Raw genomic sequence first — 16,037 nt, 5'->3', positions numbered from 1 at the left:
CGCGGGGCTTTTGTCAGAATGAGCAAGACACATGAGTGCCGCCCAATTGCCCACACATTTAGGGCTAGCTCAGCGTCTTTAGATCTTTGATCAGCAAGTCGAGATCACCTTTGCGACGATCCAGCATGGCGCCAATTTCAGTGCGTTCAGTCAGCAGCAAGTTCACCCCTTCGATGAACATGTTGAAAAACTTATTTTTGCCGGACTTGTCTGACACCAGGAATGTCACTTCAAACGGTGCCTGCCCCTGAAGCGTTGCGATCGACTTAACTTCGTAGCCAGCGCGGATCTTCCGGGTCGACTTTACTTCGATGCCGCCGCCGATGAATTCACGGAACCGCTTGCCGTACTTACGAGCAATGTAACCCTGGAATGCTTTGGTGAAGGATCTCATTTGACCCTTCGAGGCGCTGCGACCGTCAACGCCAAGCGCATATTGGGCCATGATGGGCACGTCAGCATAACGCACGAATATTTTCTCAAAATCCCGGACCATTGCTGACTCGGGTTTGCCTGAGGCAATCACCTTGTTGATGTCGTTCACTACCTCGTCGACCAAGCTGCGGGCACTATTTTCGCTGATTGCAAAGGCAGGGAATGGCAGGGCAGCTAAGCCAAGCCCAGACACCGTGGTTGCCAAAAAGGAGCGACGGCTAAACAGTTTAATCGGCATAGATATCCTCGTAGGGGTCAGAGTAGGGATCCCCAAAGACCCCATCATAGCTATCTTGATCGCCGCCCAATTCAAAGCGGCGGTTTTGCAGGTAGATGAGCCGTGCCTGAGCATAGCTGTCGGCGCTCTCGTACAAAATCGAATCCACTGTAGCAGAATAATTGCCACGATCGCCCATCCGGCGCACGATTTCGGCGTAAACGCCGATGTTATCGGCGGGGTTTTGCCGGGCAAAGGTGATTGGGTTGGTGAAAAAATCAGCAATTACGCCGATGGCATCGCGTGAAGTCGATGGACCGTACAAAGGGAGCTCCACATATGCGCCTTCACCAAAACCCCAAACATGTAGGGTTTCACCAAAGTCGGTATCGACCCGGGGTACATTAAAGTCCGAGGCAGGGTCACCCATGCCCAAAATACCAAACACCGAGTTTATGAAAAACCGGGACACTGCGATTCCGGATTCTTTCAGGTTACCTTGCAGGAGCGCATTCACCGCCTGGCCGGGCATCGACAGGTTTTCAGCGAACAAGCCGAAGCTGGTGACCATATCGGGTGGAATAACGCTTACATAACCTTTGGAGGCAGGGCGAAAGAGAAACCGGTCTACATCAAGGTTAAAACCGTGTGTGGCACGGTTGACGCCCTCGTACGGGTCAAAAACTTCACCAGAAGCACGGGCTTCAGGGCTTTGGCCTGAGCAGCCAGCTGTCAAGCCTGCGAGCAATAGCGAAACAAGAATAAAAATTGATCGTAGCGTCAAAACCGTTGGCCTTTGTGTCCGTTCATTTGCAACATGAGCGCAATATCAGTGTGATTTATAGGTAATCACTCTGGTTCCCAGTGGTAGCTCGTATTGTTTGTCTGGTTGTGACAGATTTGGAACAAATTTCAAGTTAACCTTCTGAGCGTAAGAGTTGCGTTTAAACCAACGCAACATGCGACTATTTTTGGGCACATTATGGCAACTAAAATATTTCAAAGTGGGTTAGATGAACTGCGTTCGGCCCGCAGCCGCAGCCGCGGTCTCTATTGGTCGGTCGGCGCTTTTAGCTTCTTTGCGAACATGCTGATGCTAACTGGGCCGATGTACATGATGCAGGTCTATGACCGGGTCCTGGGCAGCCGTTCCGAGCAGACGCTGGTGGCTCTGACACTTCTGGTCGTTTTCCTATATGGCATAATGGGGATATTGGATTACGCGCGTGGCCGGATCATGGCGCGTGTCGGAGCGAGATTTCAGGCGGATCTGGACAAGAGGGTGTTTAACGCAATGATCCGACGCTCTGCCGTTGCCCCCGACCCAGTGGCTCAAACCGGGCTAAGCGATTTAGAATCGGTGCAGCGTCTGATGTCGTCGCCTGTGCTGATGGCGGCATTTGATCTTCCTTGGACCCCGGTCTTTTTGGCGGGGATCGCGTTGTTCCACCCTTGGCTGGGTATGCTGGCCTTGGTTGGCGGCGCAATTCTAGTCTGTCTTGCGTTGATGAACCAGTTCTTTTCACGCGCACCCCTGCAAAAAGCTATGGCTGCTTCTCACCGTGGAAACCTGATGTCCGAAGAGATTCGAACCGAATCAGAAATGATCCAATCGATGGGGATGCGTGGCGCTGCATTTGGACGCTGGAAGATCGCGCGTGACGAGGCATTGGTAGATAATGTTTCGGCCAATGATATAGGCGGTCGGTTCACCACAATGACCAAGACGCTGCGATTGTTCCTACAGTCCGCAATGTTGGGCCTTGGGGCCTATCTTGCATTGCAGGGGGAAGTGTCGCCGGGGGCGATGATTGCGGGATCGATCCTGATGGGGCGAGCACTGGCTCCTATTGAGTTGGGTCTGGGCCAATGGGCGCTGGTCCAGCGAGCCATCAAGGGATGGGGTAATTTGAGTGAGTTGCTGACCAAGGTTCCCGAAGAAAAGGATCGTTTGTCTTTGCCTAAACCAAAAGCGAAGCTGGAGGTGCAGGCCGTGACCATTGTGCCTCCGGGTGACAAAACACCGCTGTTACGCAATGTATCGTTTCAACTGGCTCCGGGGCAGGCACTTGGTGTGATTGGTCCATCTGGGTCTGGGAAATCAACGTTGGCCCGGGCGCTAACAGGGGTGTGGCGGGCCGCAGCAGGAACTGTTCGGCTGGATGGCGCCGCATTGGACCAATATGCTCCGGACGTATTGGGGCAACATATTGGGTACTTGCCACAGCGGGTTCAACTGTTTGAAGGCACAATAGCACAGAATATTGCGCGACTGGCGGAGGCCCCGGATGCAGAAAAGGTTGTTGCTGCCGCCAAGAAAGCAGCAGCGCATGAGATGATTACAAAGTTACCAGACGGCTATGACACCCGTGTCAGCGCAGGTGGTGGCCGGCTGTCCGGTGGGCAGATGCAACGTATCGCCCTAGCGCGGGCGCTGTATGATGACCCGGTAATTGTTATCTTGGATGAGCCTAATTCGAACCTGGATAATGAGGGGTCGATGGCCTTGAACGCGGCGATTAAATCTTTGAAATCAGAAGGTAACTCTGTGTTGATTATGGCGCACCGACCTGCGGCGATTCAGGAGTGTGATTTGCTGCTGGTTGTAGATCAAGGCAACCAGACGGCCTTTGGCCCGAAAGAACAGGTACTGCGCCAAATGGTGGCGAACCATCAGGATATCAAAAAATCTGCAACCGCGGGATCAGTATCATGAAGCAGGAAAATACATGGTCTGCCCGTGGTCCGTTGATCATCGGGGGGCTGGGTTTGATGGTGTTGATTGGTGGTTTCGGTGCCTGGGCGGTGCTGTCATCCATTGCCGGTGCGGTGGTTGCAAGCGGCCGTATCGAAGTGGATCAAAACCGCCAAGTGGTGCAACATCTGGATGGCGGGATCGTGTCCGAAATCCTAATCGAGGAAGGCGACAGCGTGGTTGAAGGGGCAATGTTGCTCCGCCTGGACGCGAATCGACTGCGCTCTCAATTGGTGATCACCGAGGGGCAGTTATTTGAGCTTGTCGCCCGTCGAGGGCGTCTGGAAGCAGAACGCGACGACGCCGATGAAATTGAATTTGATGCTGAACTTGTTGAGCTATCAGGTGGGCGGATCGAGATCGAGGATCTGATAGCTGGCCAGAAGCGGCTATTCCATGCGCGTCGCGAATCAATTGCGCGAGAAACAGAGCAATTGGCAAAGCGCAGAGCACAGATTGCCAACCAAATTATCGGGGTGAAAGCGCAGCAGGATTCGATGACGCTTCAGCTAGAGCTGATTGGACAAGAGTTGACCAACCAGCAGACGCTGCTGGACAGAGGCTTGGCACAGGCGAGCACCGTGCTGAACCTGCGTCGCACGTCCGCTGATTTACAAGGTTCTTTAGGGGAGCTGATTGCGAGTGAGGCCCAGGCCGAAGGACGGATCACCGAAATTGAAATTGAGGTGCTTAAACTTGGCACTGGCCGACGCGAAGCAGCGATCACGCAGTTGCGCGATTTGCGGTACCAGGAATTGGAGCTGGCAGAAACCAGGCGTTCCCTCCTGGAGCAGTTGCAGCGGTTGGATATCCGGGCACCCGTCTCGGGGATTGTTTATGGATTGCAGGTGCACACTCCACGGTCGGTGATCCGGGCGGCGGAACCTGTGTTGTATCTGGTGCCACAGGATCGACCATTGGTTGTTGCGGCACAAGTTGATCCTATTCATGTCGATGAGGTCTATGTTGGGCAGCCTGTGACGCTTCGGTTCTCGACGCTGGATCAACGTGAAACGCCGGATCTGTTTGGTACTGTTATGTTGCTGTCAGCAGATGCGTTTGAGGATGAGGCCAGTCGTTTGTCCTATTATCGCGCTGAAATCACGCTAAATGAAGGAGAGCTCGAAAAGCTGCCGGAAGGAATCGTGTTACTCCCCGGTATGCCTGTCGAAAGCTATATTCGTACCGCTGACCACTCGCCGCTATCATATCTGGTTAAGCCACTTGCCGCTTATTTCCTCAAGGCCTTCCGCGAGAGCTAAGGCTTGTTTGCATTTTTGCTCTTTTCGCTGTTGGGCATCCCGGCTAGCGTCGCCACGCAAACGCATCCTGGAGGAATGATGACATGGGTTTTGAGGCGAAACTGAACGAATTGGGTGTAACGCTCCCTGACGCTCCGGCACCAGCGGCGAACTATGTGCCCTATGTGGTGGTGGGCGATATGGTCTATGTCTCTGGTCAAATTTCAGCCGACGAGTCTGGGTTGATCACCGGTACATTGGGTGCGGATATGGATGTCGAAGCTGGCGCTGCTGCAGCCAAGCGCTGTGCTATTGCTTTGCTCGCACAGGTGAAAGCTGCCTGTGGCGGTGATCTGGACCGTCTGGTGAAAGTGGTGAAACTGGGCGCATTTGTGAATTCCACAGATGAGTTCACCCAGCAGCCAATGGTCGTGAACGGGGCCTCTGACTTTTTGGTTGCGGCTCTGGGTGATGCTGGCCGCCATGCACGGTCAGCTGTCAGCGCACCGTCGTTGCCGCTTGGTGTCGCGGTTGAGATCGACGGGGTTTTCCAAATCAAATGAGACCGCCTCTGCCTGCTGCATTCCTGAACATTCCTATTGCGCATCGTGCCCTGCATGATGTCGCAGATGGCCGTCCCGAAAACAGTCGCGCGGCCATCCATGCGGCAATTGCGGCGGGTTATGGCATCGAAATCGATCTGCAGCTGACCTCGGATGGTCAGGCAATGGTATTTCATGACGACACCCTAGAGCGACTGACCGGGGCCTGTGGTCCGGTCAAAGCTTTGAGCCACAGTCAGGCTCAGGCAATTCCGCTGAAAGGCGGCGTTGATGAAGGTATTCCGGATCTGGCTGAAGTATTGGAGCTGGTCGGAGGTCAAGTACCTCTGCTGATCGAGGTTAAGGACCAAGATGGGCTAATGGGCCCTGATGTCGGCGTATTGGAACGGGCTGCTGTGGATGCCCTGCGCAGCTACAATGGCCCAGTGGCCTTAATGTCGTTTAATCCCCATTCGGTTGCTGAACTGGCCCGACTGGCCCCACACTTGCCGCGTGGCATTACGACCAGCGCCTATGATCCGATTGAGTGGCCGGAGCTTACCCCAGCAATCTGCGATCATTTGCGTGACATACCAGATTTTGAAGGCGCTCAGGCCTGTTTTATCAGCCATGAGGCTTATGACCTGACCCGACCCCGTGTGCAGTCCCTGCGGGATAGCGGTGTTCCGGTGCTTAGCTGGACCATCACATCTGCGGCCGAAGAAGCGGCAGCACGGGCATTTGCCGATAATGTGACCTTCGAAGGCTACCTTTCAAACCTGCCGGGTTGATCGCGGAGCGTCTCTACCCAAGTATGCAGGCACAAGGGGGCACCATGGATCAGGCGCAAATCGAAATACAGTTGCTGAGTTCCCTGTCGCAGATCGAGGCCGGGGAATGGGATGCCTGCGCCTGTCCCGAAGTGGTTGATGGAGGGCGTCCAAATGATCCCTTTACCACCCATCGGTTTCTCACGGCACTGGAAGACAGCGGTTCGGTTGGGCGCGGGACCGGCTGGCAGCCGCAGTACTTGACGGCCTATCGGGAAGGAGAGATGATCGCTTGCGCCCCGATGTATGCCAAGTCGCATAGCCAGGGTGAATACATTTTTGATCACAATTGGGCCCATGCGTTTGAGCAGGCCGGCGGGCGGTATTACCCAAAACTCCAGATGGCGGTGCCGTTTACACCTGTGACAGGGCGGAGATTGCTTGTCCGGCCGGAGTATGAAGGCATCGGCCACTCGGCGCTGATACAGGGAGCTGTGCAATTGGCGGCGAATAATCAGCTGTCGTCATTGCATGTTACGTTTTGTACGGAGTTTGAGGCCAAGGCAGGCGAACAAATGGGCCTGATGCCAAGACTGACGCAACAGTTTCACTGGCTTAATCACGATTACAAGAGTTTTGACGATTTTCTCGCCAGCCTGTCGTCTCGCAAACGAAAGAACATCCGCAAGGAACGCGCACAGGCCCAGGGGTTTGGTGGCGAGATCGAAACCTTCACCGGGGATGCGTTGAAGCCCGAGCACTGGGATGCGTTCTGGGAGTTTTATCAGGACACCGGAGCGCGCAAATGGGGGTCGCCCTATCTGTCCCGGAGTTTCTTTGATATTGCCCAAGATACAATGACCAATGACATGGTGTTGATACTTGCCCGTCGTGACGGCGAGTATGTGGCTGGGGCGCTGAATTTTATTGGTCGTGACACGCTCTATGGTCGCTATTGGGGCAGTACGGAACATCATCCATGCCTGCATTTCGAACTGTGCTATTATCAGGCGATGGATCTGGCGATCTCAATGGGATTGGCAACAATCGAAGCCGGAGCCCAGGGTGAACACAAGCTGGCGCGCGGATATCTGCCGACGCAGACACACTCCTTGCATTGGTTAGGTGATCCCGGGTTTTCTGATGCGGTGGCCAGATATCTTGAAGCCGAACGCGCTGCAATCGAGGAAGAAATTGAAATCTTGACGGACTACGGCCCGTTCAAAAAATTGCAAGTGGAGGAACAGCAATGACTGAGAAACTGTCAGATGCAACCCGCGGGCCTTTGCTGGACCCGCTGTTCCAAACCGGCTGGACACTGATGGAGGGCCGGGATGCCATCACCAAAACCTACAAGTTCAGCAGTTTTGTTGACGCGTTCGGCTGGATGACGCGCGCCGCGATCTGGGCTGAAAAATGGGATCATCACCCCGAGTGGAGCAATGTCTACAATAAGGTAACCGTTGTGCTGACCACACATGATGTGGGTGGGGTCAGCACACAGGATGCCAAACTGGCTCGTAAGCTGGACAGCCTGGTTTAAGCCATGGCGTCTAGCAGACCCTCTCCGGCGGTGAGGTCACAAACGCCAGGGCCTTGTTCCATCTGCAAAATTTTGACTACACCATCTTCAACCAGCATGGCGTAGCGCAGTGAGCGGGCGACCAAGCCTGCCGGAGCTGCATCAAAACGCATCCCGATGGCTTCGGTCAGGTTGCATTCGGCGTCGGCCAGCATGGTTATGCCTGCCTCGGTTGCGCCTGTTTCGGCGCCCCATGCAGCCATGACAAACGGGTCATTGACAGAAATGCAGATGATTTCGTCAACGCCCTTGGCCGTAAACTGGTCTTTAGTACGAATGAAGCTGGGTACATGCGCAGAGCTGCAGGTTGGCGTATAGGCGCCAGGTACAGCAAACATCGCAACTGTGCGGCCATTTGTCTTATCGGAAATTGAAATCGATTCAGGACCATCAGGTCCCATTTGTACCAGGTTTGCCTTTGGCAGTTTTTCACCAACTGAAATCATCTAAGCCTCATCACTTCTAATTGCGTTTTGGTTCAACCCACATATAGGGTCCGGCAACAGACGTGACCGGAACAGTGTTGGGAGGCAAGTGGAACATGAGCCACATAGTCGTGATAGGGGCAGGGCAGGCGGGTTCTTCGTTGGTGGCCAAGCTGCGCAAAGACGGGTTTGACGGTGAGATTACGCTGATCGGGGCTGAGCCGAACCTGCCTTATCAGCGACCTCCGCTGTCCAAGGGGTACCTGTTAGGTGAAATGACGCTGGAGCGATTGTTCTTGCGACCCGAGAGTTTTTATGCGGACAACAACATCACTCTGAGACTGGGGCAGCCGGTCACAGCAATTGATGCCGCTGCAAAAACGGTCACTCTGGCGAATGAGGTGATTTCTTATGATCATCTGGCGCTGACCACCGGGTCGGACCCGCGTCGCTTGCCAGCTTCAATTGGTGGCGATTTGGACGGCGTGTTTGTGGTGCGCGGGTTAGCGGATGTCGATGCAATGGCACCCATGGTGACCGAAGGGGCCCGCACGTTGATTGTCGGTGGCGGTTACATCGGGCTTGAGGCCGCTGCAGTCTGCGCCAAACGCGGTGTACAGGTGACATTGGTGGAAATGGCTGATCGGATTTTGCAACGGGTCGCTGCGCCTGAAACCTCGGACTATTTCCGCGCACTGCATGGTGGGCACGGGGTAGATATCCGCGAAGGCGTTGGCCTGGACCGGCTGGTTGGTGCGAACGGCAAAGTCACCGGCGCAGTATTGACCGATGGTTCAGAAGTCACAGTAGATTTTGTGGTGGTTGGAGTTGGCATCGCGCCAGCGACTCATCTCGCAGAGATGGCCGGCGTGACGTTGAACAACGGCATCGAGACCAATGCTCAGGGTGGCACGTCAGATTCTGCGATCTGGGCGGCAGGCGATTGTGCCTCCTTCCCTTATCAGGGAGGGCGGATCAGGTTGGAAAGTGTACCAAATGCCATTGATCAGGCAGAATTGGTGGCACAGAATATTATGGGTGCTGGCAAAGAATACGTTGCCAAACCTTGGTTCTGGTCAGACCAATATGATGTAAAACTGCAAATTGCAGGGCTGAATACCGGCTACACCCATGTTGTTACGCGACCCGGCGAAGGGCAGTCGGTGTCGTATTGGTACTTCAAAGATGCTCAGCTTTTGGCGGTAGATGCGATGAACGATCCTCGCGCCTATATGGTGGGTAAGCGGTTGATCGATATGGGCAAAACCTGTGATGCGCAGGCCGTGGCTGATCCCGAAACTGAATTGAAAAGTCTGTTGAAGGCGTGAGGATCATAGCTGGAGATTTTCGCGGTCGGGCACTGGCTGCCGTGGGTAAGGGGGATGCGGGGGCGCAATTGCGCCCCACCACCGACCGGGTCCGTGAAAGCCTGTTCAATGTGTTGACCCATACAGGCGCCATTCCCGGCGCGCGGGTTTTGGACCTGTTTGCAGGGACCGGCGCACTGGGGCTTGAGGCGCTGTCGCGCGGGGCGGACTGTGTTACTTTTGTTGATGATGGTCGGGTGTCATCAAACCTGATCCGCAAGAATATCGAGATCACACGCAGTGAGGAAAACACCAACCTGATCAAACGCGATGCGCTGAAGTTGGGCCCCAATCCGGATGCAGCTTATGACCTGATTTTCCTAGATCCACCTTATGGTCGCGCATTGGGGGAAAAGGCACTGGCGGCGGTGGCCGCTGGCGGCTGGATTGATGATGAGGCGCTGATTGTGTGGGAGGAAAACGCCCCGATGCCCGCGCCCGAAGGCTATCAGCTGCGCGATAGCCGGAAATATGGCGATACCTATATTACTCTGATGTGGCGGGATATTTAGAACTCACCCGACCATCAGCTCGATTTTTAACTTATTTTGAAAGTGGAATTTGATAGATGCCAACAACCTTTCCAACACCAAAACTGGTGATTTTTGATTGTGATGGAGTGCTGGTCGACAGCGAAGTGGTTTCAAATCAGGTGGTTGCAGACAACCTGGCCAAATTTGGCCTGCATCTGACACTGTCTGAATGCATGAATTTGTTTGTTGGAGCCACAATGGACGATGTTTTGCAGATCGCCCTGGAAAGGGGCGCAGAGTTGCCGCCCACGTGGGTCGATGATGTTTATCAGGAAACCTACGAGCGTTTGCAACAAGGCGTCCCGCTTGTGCAGGGTATTCCAGAGCTGCTGGAGCTGTTGGACCGGCAGGGGATTCAATGCTGTGTAGCCTCAAACGGCAGTGAAGACAAAATGCGGATTACCCTTGGTCAGAATGGCCTATGGGATCGGTTTCACCCGAATGCAATGTTTTCTGCCCACTCATTGGGGGTGGCCAAACCGGAACCGGGATTATTTCTGGCTGCCGCAAGTCATTTTGATGTGCAGGCGCGTGATTGTTTGGTGATTGAAGATAGCACTACGGGAGCAACTGCGGCGGCACGGGCAGGGATGCGTTGTCTGGGCTATATACCCGAAGGGGATGGTGCTGACTTGTCTGACCAGGGGGCTGAGCTGTTCAACGCCATGGCGCAGGTGCCGAGGTTGATTGGTTTAGCTGATGATTAAGCCCGGAGTGCAGATCCAAGCCTGAGTTCAAGATGGGGCGCTGCCCCCTCTTGCCGCTATTGCGGCAATTCACCCCCGGGATACTTTTAGCTAGATGAAGACGATCCGGTCCTGTCTTGGAGGTTAGTCGTAGGTGAAACTGTCCAATACCCGGCCACCCAGTGTTTCGGGCAGCTGTTCCGGGCCGCTCATCGGGACCATGGTGCGGCTGATGTTGTGAACGATGAAATAGCTCTCGGCACGGTTGGGATGTGGGACGGCGACCAGTTGCAACACCATCGGACCATTGGCGGGGTCGTTGTAGGTGCCCAGAAGCTCAACCGCGCGCAGGCCATTGACGACAATTTCGAGGGTGCTGATAATTTTGGCATCTGTGAAGCCTTGGACCGCCGAAGGGTAGGCCGACTGTGTCAGGGCTTTGGCGGCGCTGCGCAACCGGATGGGCATTGGGTCGGTACTATCCTGTGGGATCGGGAAGCTTGCATCGACCACATGGAAGTTCTCAATGAATTTTCGCCCGGAAGGGTCTTTAGTGGCGAAGGTAAATTTGACAATACCGCCGCTGGGGCGCCCGTCTGCGATGATTTCGACATCACTGCGTACCGGGATTTGCAGGGCAAACGGCACCTCGATGGGGATGTTGTATTTGGCAGTGTAATCGGCGTTAAACCGGAAAATTCGGTTAAGATAGGCACCCTCATAACTGAATAGATTGAAGTCAATACTGGCCTCTTGCGCTGGTGCGGGTTGTGCAATGCCCAGTATAAACACCAATCCAACGATAGACCTAAACGGCATAACCACCCCCAATAGACGTTATAGGGATCAGGTTAGGGCATTCTGGGTGTTGGTCAAACGGTTGATGAAACCCCTCTGTGCCCGTCAGCTGGACGGATGCAGAGGGGTTGTGGCGTCAGCCGTAGGTTGGATGAAATCTGCCAGCAGGTGAGAGGGTGAAAATTTCAACACCGTCAGCGGTCACCGCAACGGAGTGTTCAAACTGAGCGGTCAGAGACTTGTCGCGGGTTACCGCTGTCCAATCATCGGCAAGGATTTTGGTTTCGGGGCGGCCCAGGTTGATCATTGGCTCAATCGTGAAGAACATGCCTTCTTCGAGAGTGGCACCGGTGCCGGGGCGGCCATAGTGCAGCACATTAGGTGGGGCGTGGAAAACCTCGCCCAGACCGTGACCACAGAAATCGCGTACAACGCTCATTCGCTGGCTTTCGGCATAGACCTGAATGGCATGACCGATGTCGCCAAAGGTATTACCAGGTTTGACCGCCTCGATACCCTTCATCAGGGCATCATAGGTCACCTGGATCAGCCGTTCAGCTTTGCGCGGTAGCTTGCCTGCAACAAACATCCGGCTGGTATCGCCGAACCAGCCATCAACAATCACGGTGACATCAATGTTGAGGATGTCACCATCCTTCAGTTTTTTGTCACCGGGGATGCCATGGCAGACCACATGGTTCACTGAAATACAGCTGGCGTGCTGATAGCCTTTGTAGCCGATGGTGGCTGATTTGGCGCCAGCGTCATCGACCATCTGGGTGATCACTCGGTCAATTTCGCCCGTGGTTTGTCCGACAAAGACATGTGCGGCAATGTCGTCCAGAATACGCGCGGCCAGTTTTCCGGCCACATGCATGCCGGCATAGTCGGCCTGTTGGTAAATGCGAATGCCGTCCTTGGTTGTCCGGCCACCGTTTTTTCTCATCAAGATGGGCTCCATCGCTGCAATCTTGGATCGCTATCTAAGGGTATTGGCACAAAAGGGCCATAGGCTGTGATGCCGCGCTGTTCAGGCGGCGGCAATAGCCGCGCCCAGGGTAATCTCCTCAGGTGAAATATTGGTTGAATAGATCAATCTTTCAACACCAGCGGCCTGTGCCTGGTCAAAGGCTGCAGCGTAAGCCGGGTCGATATCAGCCGCTAGCTGGAAGCGCTGGCAATCGGTGCGCTGTACCAAATACAGCATCACAGCCCGGTGGCCTTGCTGTACCATTTTGGTCAACTCACCCAAATGCTTGGTGCCGCGTTTGGTCACGCTGTCAGGAAACTCGGCGAGTCCCGGCTGACGCATCAGGGTGACACTTTTGACCTCGACGTAACAATCGGGCAGGCCGGACTGGGTCAACAGGAAATCAATACGGCTGTTTTCACCATATTTCACTTCGGGGCGCAGGGTTTCATAATCGGCCAGTTCAATGATTTCACCAGCCTCAAGAGAAGCCCGCAGAGCGCGGTTGGGGACCGAGGTATCAACTCCGGTAAAGTGGCCGTTCTCGTGGTCAACAAGCCGCCAGCCATAGTCGAGCTTTTTCTTCGGATCGTCGTTTGGTTCCAACCACACGCGTATTCCCGGTTCGGCCAACCCCATCATTGAGCCAGGGTTGGCACAATGTGCGGTGATCTCGCGACCATCTGGTAGCTGGCAATCGGCCAGAAACCGTTTGTAGCGGCGGATCAGCGTGGCGGGGATGAGGGGCGTGGCAAAGTTCATGCCTTCTGCCTATCGCACCCCCGCCTGCTGTTAAAGTATCAGTTGCGACCGGCCATAACGCCGCCGTCTACATCCCAGATGGCGCCGGTGACCCAGTTCGTTTGGTCTGATAACAAATGCGCAACTGTTGCTGCAACATCCGAGGGGCGGCCCACACGTCCAACAGGGTGGAATGCATCAAAGGCCCCTGTCAGGGTGTCTTCGATCTGGTCCGGGTCAATAAATGCGCCATAGATAGGCGTGACCACAACGGCGGGAGAGACCGCATTGACCCGGATACCGTGCTCGCCCAACTCGATTGCCAGATGTTGGGTCAGAGAGTGCAGGCCAGCCTTGGCCATGGAATAGGCGGATGAAGGTGTCGCTTTGACCGCCTGCTTGCCCCACATGGACCCGATGTTCACGATGGAACCTCCGCCATTGGCTTTCATGTTTTCTGCAACCGCTTGGGTGATGAAGAAGGTCGCCCGGTTCAGCCCCATGTAAGCATCGTAGTCTTCACCGGTGTGCTCCAGAAAGGGCTTGGGTGCAAAAATGCCAGCTGCGTTCACCAGTTGGTTGATGTGACGTTTGCTGGTTTTCAGTTCAGCCGCAAATGCATTTGTCGCTTCTGTGTCGGACAAGTCCAGCTGCGCGGTCTCAGCCAAAATCCCAAATTCTGCTTTGGCCGCAGCCAGTTTTTCAGTTGAACGGCCAACCAGAGTAACATGCTGACCCTGTGCTGTCAGGTTGCGGGCTGTTTCCAGACCCATGCCGCTGGAACCGCCGATGATGAGTGTTGTTGGAGTGGTCATGTCGTCAATCCTTTTTGCCTACCTATCGATAGGTAGCTATATTGAGATTGCGGAATGAGTCGTCAACCCCTATCTGCAGGTAGGTAGATAAAAGAGTGGACAAATGGCCTATTCAGAAACCGCCAGCCGTATCCTGGACAGCGCCGAACGGATGGCGCGACAGGGCGGCTACAACAGTTTTTCCTTTCGCGAGATCGCAGCTGAGATCGGCATTAAATCGGCCAGTGTGCACTATCATTTTGCCAATAAGGAAATTTTGGGGGCGGCGCTGGCGGAACGGTATACCAACCGGTTTCTTGACGGGCTGGGCGAACCAGGAGCTGAAGGCGCAGATGAAATGCTGCGGCGCTATGCGGCCAGCTATCGCAGAGCCCTGATCGAGGATGGGCAAATGTGTCTTTGCGGCATGTTTGGTGCCGAAATCAGCGACTTGCCAGATCCCGTTGCCCGCCAAACGCGCGCTTTCTTTGTTCGAAATATCCAGTGGCTGGGGCAGGTTTTCCAAGCCAGGGGGCTAGGAGCCGAGGAGGCCGAAACGAAAGCGGCCTGTATGATAGCGGCGCTTGAAGGGGCGATGATCCTGTCGCGGAGCCTGCAGGATGACACTCTGTTTGATCGGATCATTGAAGGTTACAGGTGAAAAAGAAACTGTCTGCTTGCCCTTACGGCGGGTGGGGGTATCTTGCGGACAAAACCGCCAAAGGAGTGAGACGATGCCAAACCCCACCGCAGCCATGCTGGTCATTGGCGACGAGATCCTTTCAGGGCGCACACGCGACGCCAATATGTATTTCTTGGCCGGTGAGCTGACCAAGCACGGCGTAGATTTGGCCGAGGTTCGTATTGTCAGCGATGATGCAGCTGCAATCGTTTCAGCGGTTCGGGCACTATCTGAAAGCTTTGATCATGTGTTCACCAGCGGTGGAATTGGCCCTACGCATGATGACATTACCGCCGACTGTATTGCACAGGCCTTTGACACTCAAATTGACGTACGCGACGACGCGCGGGCACTGCTGGCAGAGCACTACAAAAAATCCGGTAGTGAGCTGAACGAGGCCCGTCTACGCATGGCGCGTATTCCTGATGGGGCAACACTGATTGACAATCCGGTCTCAGTTGCACCGGGATTTACCCTTGGCAATGTACATGTGATGGCCGGGGTGCCACTGGTCTTTCAGGCGATGGTAGCTTCGGTCCTGCCAACGATTACCGGCGGCCAGCCGATGCTCTCGCAAACCCTGCGGGTGTTGCGCGGAGAGGGGGACATTGCGCCCACTTTAAGTGCACTGGCCGAGAAGTATGATGACCTGTCAATTGGCTGCTATCCCTTCCAAAAGGATGGCGCATTTGGTGCAAATATCGTGATCCGTGGCACAATAGGCACCCGCATTGATGCGGCGATGACACAATTGGCCAAGGAGCTTGAGCTGTGAGCACAGATCCGCGGTACTACGCAGTATCGGAGGCAACTTGGCCGGCCGCGACTAAAACGAACCTGGGTCCTGTTACTTTGCGTCAGGGACTTGGCGGCGGCAGCCGGGTGTCAGCGGCGACAGTGTCAGGTGTGGTCACCGATGCAGACATAGTCGCGGCCGAGTCGGCAATGCGTGCAATGGGCCAAAAGCCTTTGTTCATGGTACATGATGGCGAGGCTGATCTGGACGGTTTGCTCGCGATACGTGGCTATGAGGTGATGGACCCGGTCAATATTTGGGCCTGCCCTGCGACCCTTTTAGGCGATGTAGCGATCCCGCGGGTTACCACCTTTTGTGTTTGGGAGCCCTTGGCAATCCAAAAGGAAATATGGGCCTCGGGTGGTATAGGACCACATCGCTGGGCGGTGATGGACCGTGTGGCAGGCGCCAAAACCGCATTGTTAAGCCGCAACGATGACAAGCCTGCTGGTGCAGCCTTTTGTGCCATCCATGATGGCGTTGCCATGATACACGCGTTAGAGATTTTACCGCATCAACGTCGCAAAGGAATGGGTGTCTGGATGATGCGTCAGGCGGCACTTTGGGCGCTCGACAACGGTGCTGATACGCTGGCGGTGATATGTACCAAACGTAACAAAGGCGCAAACGGGCTCTATGCTTCCATCGGTATGACCACTGTGGGACAGTATCATTACCGCATTTTGCCGAACGGAGATTGAAC

The 16,037-nt window shown here is 54.9% G+C and carries 19 protein-coding genes; 12 read left to right on the top strand and 7 right to left on the bottom strand.

Features of this window, described 5'->3' with window-relative positions; all coding sequences use genetic code 11:
- Nucleotides 1-64: 64 nt before the first annotated feature.
- Both GO984_RS05950 and GO984_RS05945 read right to left on the bottom strand, forming a co-directional pair.
- The gene (locus GO984_RS05950) at nucleotides 65-673 is read right to left on the bottom strand and encodes an MlaC/ttg2D family ABC transporter substrate-binding protein (RefSeq protein WP_157021627.1); all 609 of its coding nucleotides are present in this window, start codon (nucleotides 671-673) and stop codon (nucleotides 65-67) included.
- Nucleotides 663-1,436, bottom strand: coding sequence for an MlaA family lipoprotein (locus GO984_RS05945; RefSeq protein ID WP_157021626.1), 774 nt, complete (start codon nucleotides 1,434-1,436; stop codon nucleotides 663-665). Before GO984_RS05945 ends, GO984_RS05950 begins: the two co-directional genes overlap by 11 nt.
- 198 nt (nucleotides 1,437-1,634) lie before the next feature.
- Here GO984_RS05945 and GO984_RS05940 point away from each other — a divergent pair, with 198 nt between their 5' ends.
- From GO984_RS05940 to GO984_RS05915, 6 genes are all read left to right on the top strand, one after another.
- A complete protein-coding gene (locus GO984_RS05940) occupies nucleotides 1,635-3,368 on the top strand; it encodes a type I secretion system permease/ATPase (protein ID WP_157021625.1) in 1,734 nt (577 codons plus the stop codon).
- The gene (locus GO984_RS05935) at nucleotides 3,365-4,669 is read left to right on the top strand and encodes an HlyD family type I secretion periplasmic adaptor subunit (protein WP_157021623.1); all 1,305 of its coding nucleotides are present in this window, start codon (nucleotides 3,365-3,367) and stop codon (nucleotides 4,667-4,669) included. The genes GO984_RS05940 and GO984_RS05935 overlap by 4 nt, the downstream gene beginning before the upstream one ends.
- Before the next feature lie 83 nt (nucleotides 4,670-4,752).
- Nucleotides 4,753-5,211, top strand: a complete 459-nt coding sequence (locus GO984_RS05930; RefSeq protein ID WP_157021622.1) for a RidA family protein — start codon at nucleotides 4,753-4,755, stop codon at nucleotides 5,209-5,211.
- The gene (locus GO984_RS05925; protein WP_157021620.1) at nucleotides 5,208-5,981 is read left to right on the top strand and encodes a glycerophosphodiester phosphodiesterase family protein; all 774 of its coding nucleotides are present in this window, start codon (nucleotides 5,208-5,210) and stop codon (nucleotides 5,979-5,981) included. Before GO984_RS05930 ends, GO984_RS05925 begins: the two co-directional genes overlap by 4 nt.
- A 44-nt stretch (nucleotides 5,982-6,025) precedes the next feature.
- Nucleotides 6,026-7,213, top strand: coding sequence for a GNAT family N-acetyltransferase (locus tag GO984_RS05920; RefSeq protein ID WP_157021862.1), 1,188 nt, complete (start codon nucleotides 6,026-6,028; stop codon nucleotides 7,211-7,213).
- Nucleotides 7,210-7,503: a 4a-hydroxytetrahydrobiopterin dehydratase gene (locus GO984_RS05915; protein WP_157021619.1), complete on the top strand. Its 294-nt coding sequence runs from the start codon at nucleotides 7,210-7,212 to the stop codon at nucleotides 7,501-7,503. Before GO984_RS05920 ends, GO984_RS05915 begins: the two co-directional genes overlap by 4 nt.
- Here GO984_RS05915 and GO984_RS05910 read toward each other — a convergent pair.
- Nucleotides 7,500-7,988, bottom strand: a complete 489-nt coding sequence (locus tag GO984_RS05910) for a peroxiredoxin (protein WP_157021618.1) — start codon at nucleotides 7,986-7,988, stop codon at nucleotides 7,500-7,502. The two genes, GO984_RS05915 and GO984_RS05910, sit on opposite strands and share 4 nt — an antisense overlap.
- A gap of 95 nt (nucleotides 7,989-8,083) precedes the next feature.
- Between GO984_RS05910 and GO984_RS05905 the strand changes: the two genes are divergently transcribed.
- The 3 genes from GO984_RS05905 to GO984_RS05895 are packed head-to-tail and all read left to right on the top strand — an operon-like array spanning nucleotide 8,084 to nucleotide 10,574.
- Nucleotides 8,084-9,295, top strand: coding sequence for an NAD(P)/FAD-dependent oxidoreductase (locus GO984_RS05905; protein WP_157021617.1), 1,212 nt, complete (start codon nucleotides 8,084-8,086; stop codon nucleotides 9,293-9,295).
- Nucleotides 9,292-9,846 carry a 16S rRNA (guanine(966)-N(2))-methyltransferase RsmD gene (rsmD, locus tag GO984_RS05900; protein ID WP_167740238.1) on the top strand — a complete coding sequence of 185 codons (555 nt, stop codon included), beginning with the start codon at nucleotides 9,292-9,294 and terminating at the stop codon, nucleotides 9,844-9,846. Before GO984_RS05905 ends, rsmD begins: the two co-directional genes overlap by 4 nt.
- A 56-nt stretch (nucleotides 9,847-9,902) precedes the next feature.
- Nucleotides 9,903-10,574, top strand: coding sequence for an HAD family hydrolase (locus GO984_RS05895; RefSeq protein WP_157021615.1), 672 nt, complete (start codon nucleotides 9,903-9,905; stop codon nucleotides 10,572-10,574).
- Between the two features lie 123 nt (nucleotides 10,575-10,697).
- Here GO984_RS05895 and GO984_RS05890 read toward each other — a convergent pair whose 3' ends face one another.
- The 4 genes from GO984_RS05890 to GO984_RS05875 form a co-directional block, all read right to left on the bottom strand.
- Nucleotides 10,698-11,372 (bottom strand): hypothetical protein, encoded by a 675-nt coding sequence (locus GO984_RS05890; protein ID WP_157021614.1) that lies wholly within the window; start codon nucleotides 11,370-11,372, stop codon nucleotides 10,698-10,700.
- Between the two features lie 115 nt (nucleotides 11,373-11,487).
- Nucleotides 11,488-12,297 (bottom strand): type I methionyl aminopeptidase, encoded by an 810-nt coding sequence (map, locus tag GO984_RS05885; protein ID WP_157021861.1) that lies wholly within the window; start codon nucleotides 12,295-12,297, stop codon nucleotides 11,488-11,490.
- A gap of 84 nt (nucleotides 12,298-12,381) precedes the next feature.
- Nucleotides 12,382-13,083: a DNA/RNA nuclease SfsA gene (gene sfsA, locus GO984_RS05880; RefSeq protein WP_157021612.1), complete on the bottom strand. Its 702-nt coding sequence runs from the start codon at nucleotides 13,081-13,083 to the stop codon at nucleotides 12,382-12,384.
- A 38-nt stretch (nucleotides 13,084-13,121) separates the two neighbouring features.
- Nucleotides 13,122-13,877 (bottom strand): SDR family NAD(P)-dependent oxidoreductase, encoded by a 756-nt coding sequence (locus GO984_RS05875; protein ID WP_157021610.1) that lies wholly within the window; start codon nucleotides 13,875-13,877, stop codon nucleotides 13,122-13,124.
- A 103-nt stretch (nucleotides 13,878-13,980) separates the two neighbouring features.
- Between GO984_RS05875 and GO984_RS05870 the strand changes: the two genes are divergently transcribed.
- From GO984_RS05870 to GO984_RS05860, 3 genes are all read left to right on the top strand, one after another.
- Complete coding sequence (locus tag GO984_RS05870) at nucleotides 13,981-14,517, top strand: TetR/AcrR family transcriptional regulator (RefSeq protein WP_157021608.1); 537 nt, start codon at nucleotides 13,981-13,983, stop codon at nucleotides 14,515-14,517.
- 73 nt (nucleotides 14,518-14,590) lie between these two features.
- The gene (locus GO984_RS05865; RefSeq protein ID WP_157021606.1) at nucleotides 14,591-15,313 is read left to right on the top strand and encodes a competence/damage-inducible protein A; all 723 of its coding nucleotides are present in this window, start codon (nucleotides 14,591-14,593) and stop codon (nucleotides 15,311-15,313) included.
- Nucleotides 15,310-16,035 carry a GNAT family N-acetyltransferase gene (locus GO984_RS05860; RefSeq protein WP_167740237.1) on the top strand — a complete coding sequence of 242 codons (726 nt, stop codon included), beginning with the start codon at nucleotides 15,310-15,312 and terminating at the stop codon, nucleotides 16,033-16,035. The genes GO984_RS05865 and GO984_RS05860 overlap by 4 nt, the downstream gene beginning before the upstream one ends.
- The last annotated feature ends 2 nt before the right edge of the window (nucleotides 16,036-16,037 follow it).

This window comes from Parasedimentitalea huanghaiensis, assembly GCF_009753675.1.
GTDB classification, from domain to species: domain Bacteria; phylum Pseudomonadota; class Alphaproteobacteria; order Rhodobacterales; family Rhodobacteraceae; genus Parasedimentitalea; species Parasedimentitalea huanghaiensis.
The sequence above is the reverse complement of the archived record's forward strand: the minus strand, read 5'-3'. Positions and strand labels throughout refer to the sequence as shown.

Excerpts from the sequence above, each read along its gene's own strand:
- GO984_RS05920 (WP_157021862.1), top strand. The coding sequence starts at position 6,026 with ATGGATCAGGCGCAAATCGAAATACAGTTGCTGAGTTCCCTGTCGCAG.
- GO984_RS05875 (WP_157021610.1), bottom strand. The coding sequence starts at position 13,877 with ATGACCACTCCAACAACACTCATCATCGGCGGTTCCAGCGGCATGGGT.
- map (WP_157021861.1), bottom strand. The coding sequence starts at position 12,297 with ATGAGAAAAAACGGTGGCCGGACAACCAAGGACGGCATTCGCATTTAC.
- GO984_RS05930 (WP_157021622.1), top strand. The coding sequence starts at position 4,753 with ATGGGTTTTGAGGCGAAACTGAACGAATTGGGTGTAACGCTCCCTGAC.
- GO984_RS05950 (WP_157021627.1), bottom strand. The coding sequence starts at position 673 with ATGCCGATTAAACTGTTTAGCCGTCGCTCCTTTTTGGCAACCACGGTG.
- sfsA (WP_157021612.1), bottom strand. The coding sequence starts at position 13,083 with ATGAACTTTGCCACGCCCCTCATCCCCGCCACGCTGATCCGCCGCTAC.
- GO984_RS05940 (WP_157021625.1), top strand. The coding sequence starts at position 1,635 with ATGGCAACTAAAATATTTCAAAGTGGGTTAGATGAACTGCGTTCGGCC.
- GO984_RS05905 (WP_157021617.1), top strand. The coding sequence starts at position 8,084 with ATGAGCCACATAGTCGTGATAGGGGCAGGGCAGGCGGGTTCTTCGTTG.
- GO984_RS05865 (WP_157021606.1), top strand. The coding sequence starts at position 14,591 with ATGCCAAACCCCACCGCAGCCATGCTGGTCATTGGCGACGAGATCCTT.
- GO984_RS05925 (WP_157021620.1), top strand. The coding sequence starts at position 5,208 with ATGAGACCGCCTCTGCCTGCTGCATTCCTGAACATTCCTATTGCGCAT.
- GO984_RS05890 (WP_157021614.1), bottom strand. The coding sequence starts at position 11,372 with ATGCCGTTTAGGTCTATCGTTGGATTGGTGTTTATACTGGGCATTGCA.
- GO984_RS05870 (WP_157021608.1), top strand. The coding sequence starts at position 13,981 with ATGGCCTATTCAGAAACCGCCAGCCGTATCCTGGACAGCGCCGAACGG.
- GO984_RS05910 (WP_157021618.1), bottom strand. The coding sequence starts at position 7,988 with ATGATTTCAGTTGGTGAAAAACTGCCAAAGGCAAACCTGGTACAAATG.
- GO984_RS05935 (WP_157021623.1), top strand. The coding sequence starts at position 3,365 with ATGAAGCAGGAAAATACATGGTCTGCCCGTGGTCCGTTGATCATCGGG.
- GO984_RS05895 (WP_157021615.1), top strand. The coding sequence starts at position 9,903 with ATGCCAACAACCTTTCCAACACCAAAACTGGTGATTTTTGATTGTGAT.
- GO984_RS05915 (WP_157021619.1), top strand. The coding sequence starts at position 7,210 with ATGACTGAGAAACTGTCAGATGCAACCCGCGGGCCTTTGCTGGACCCG.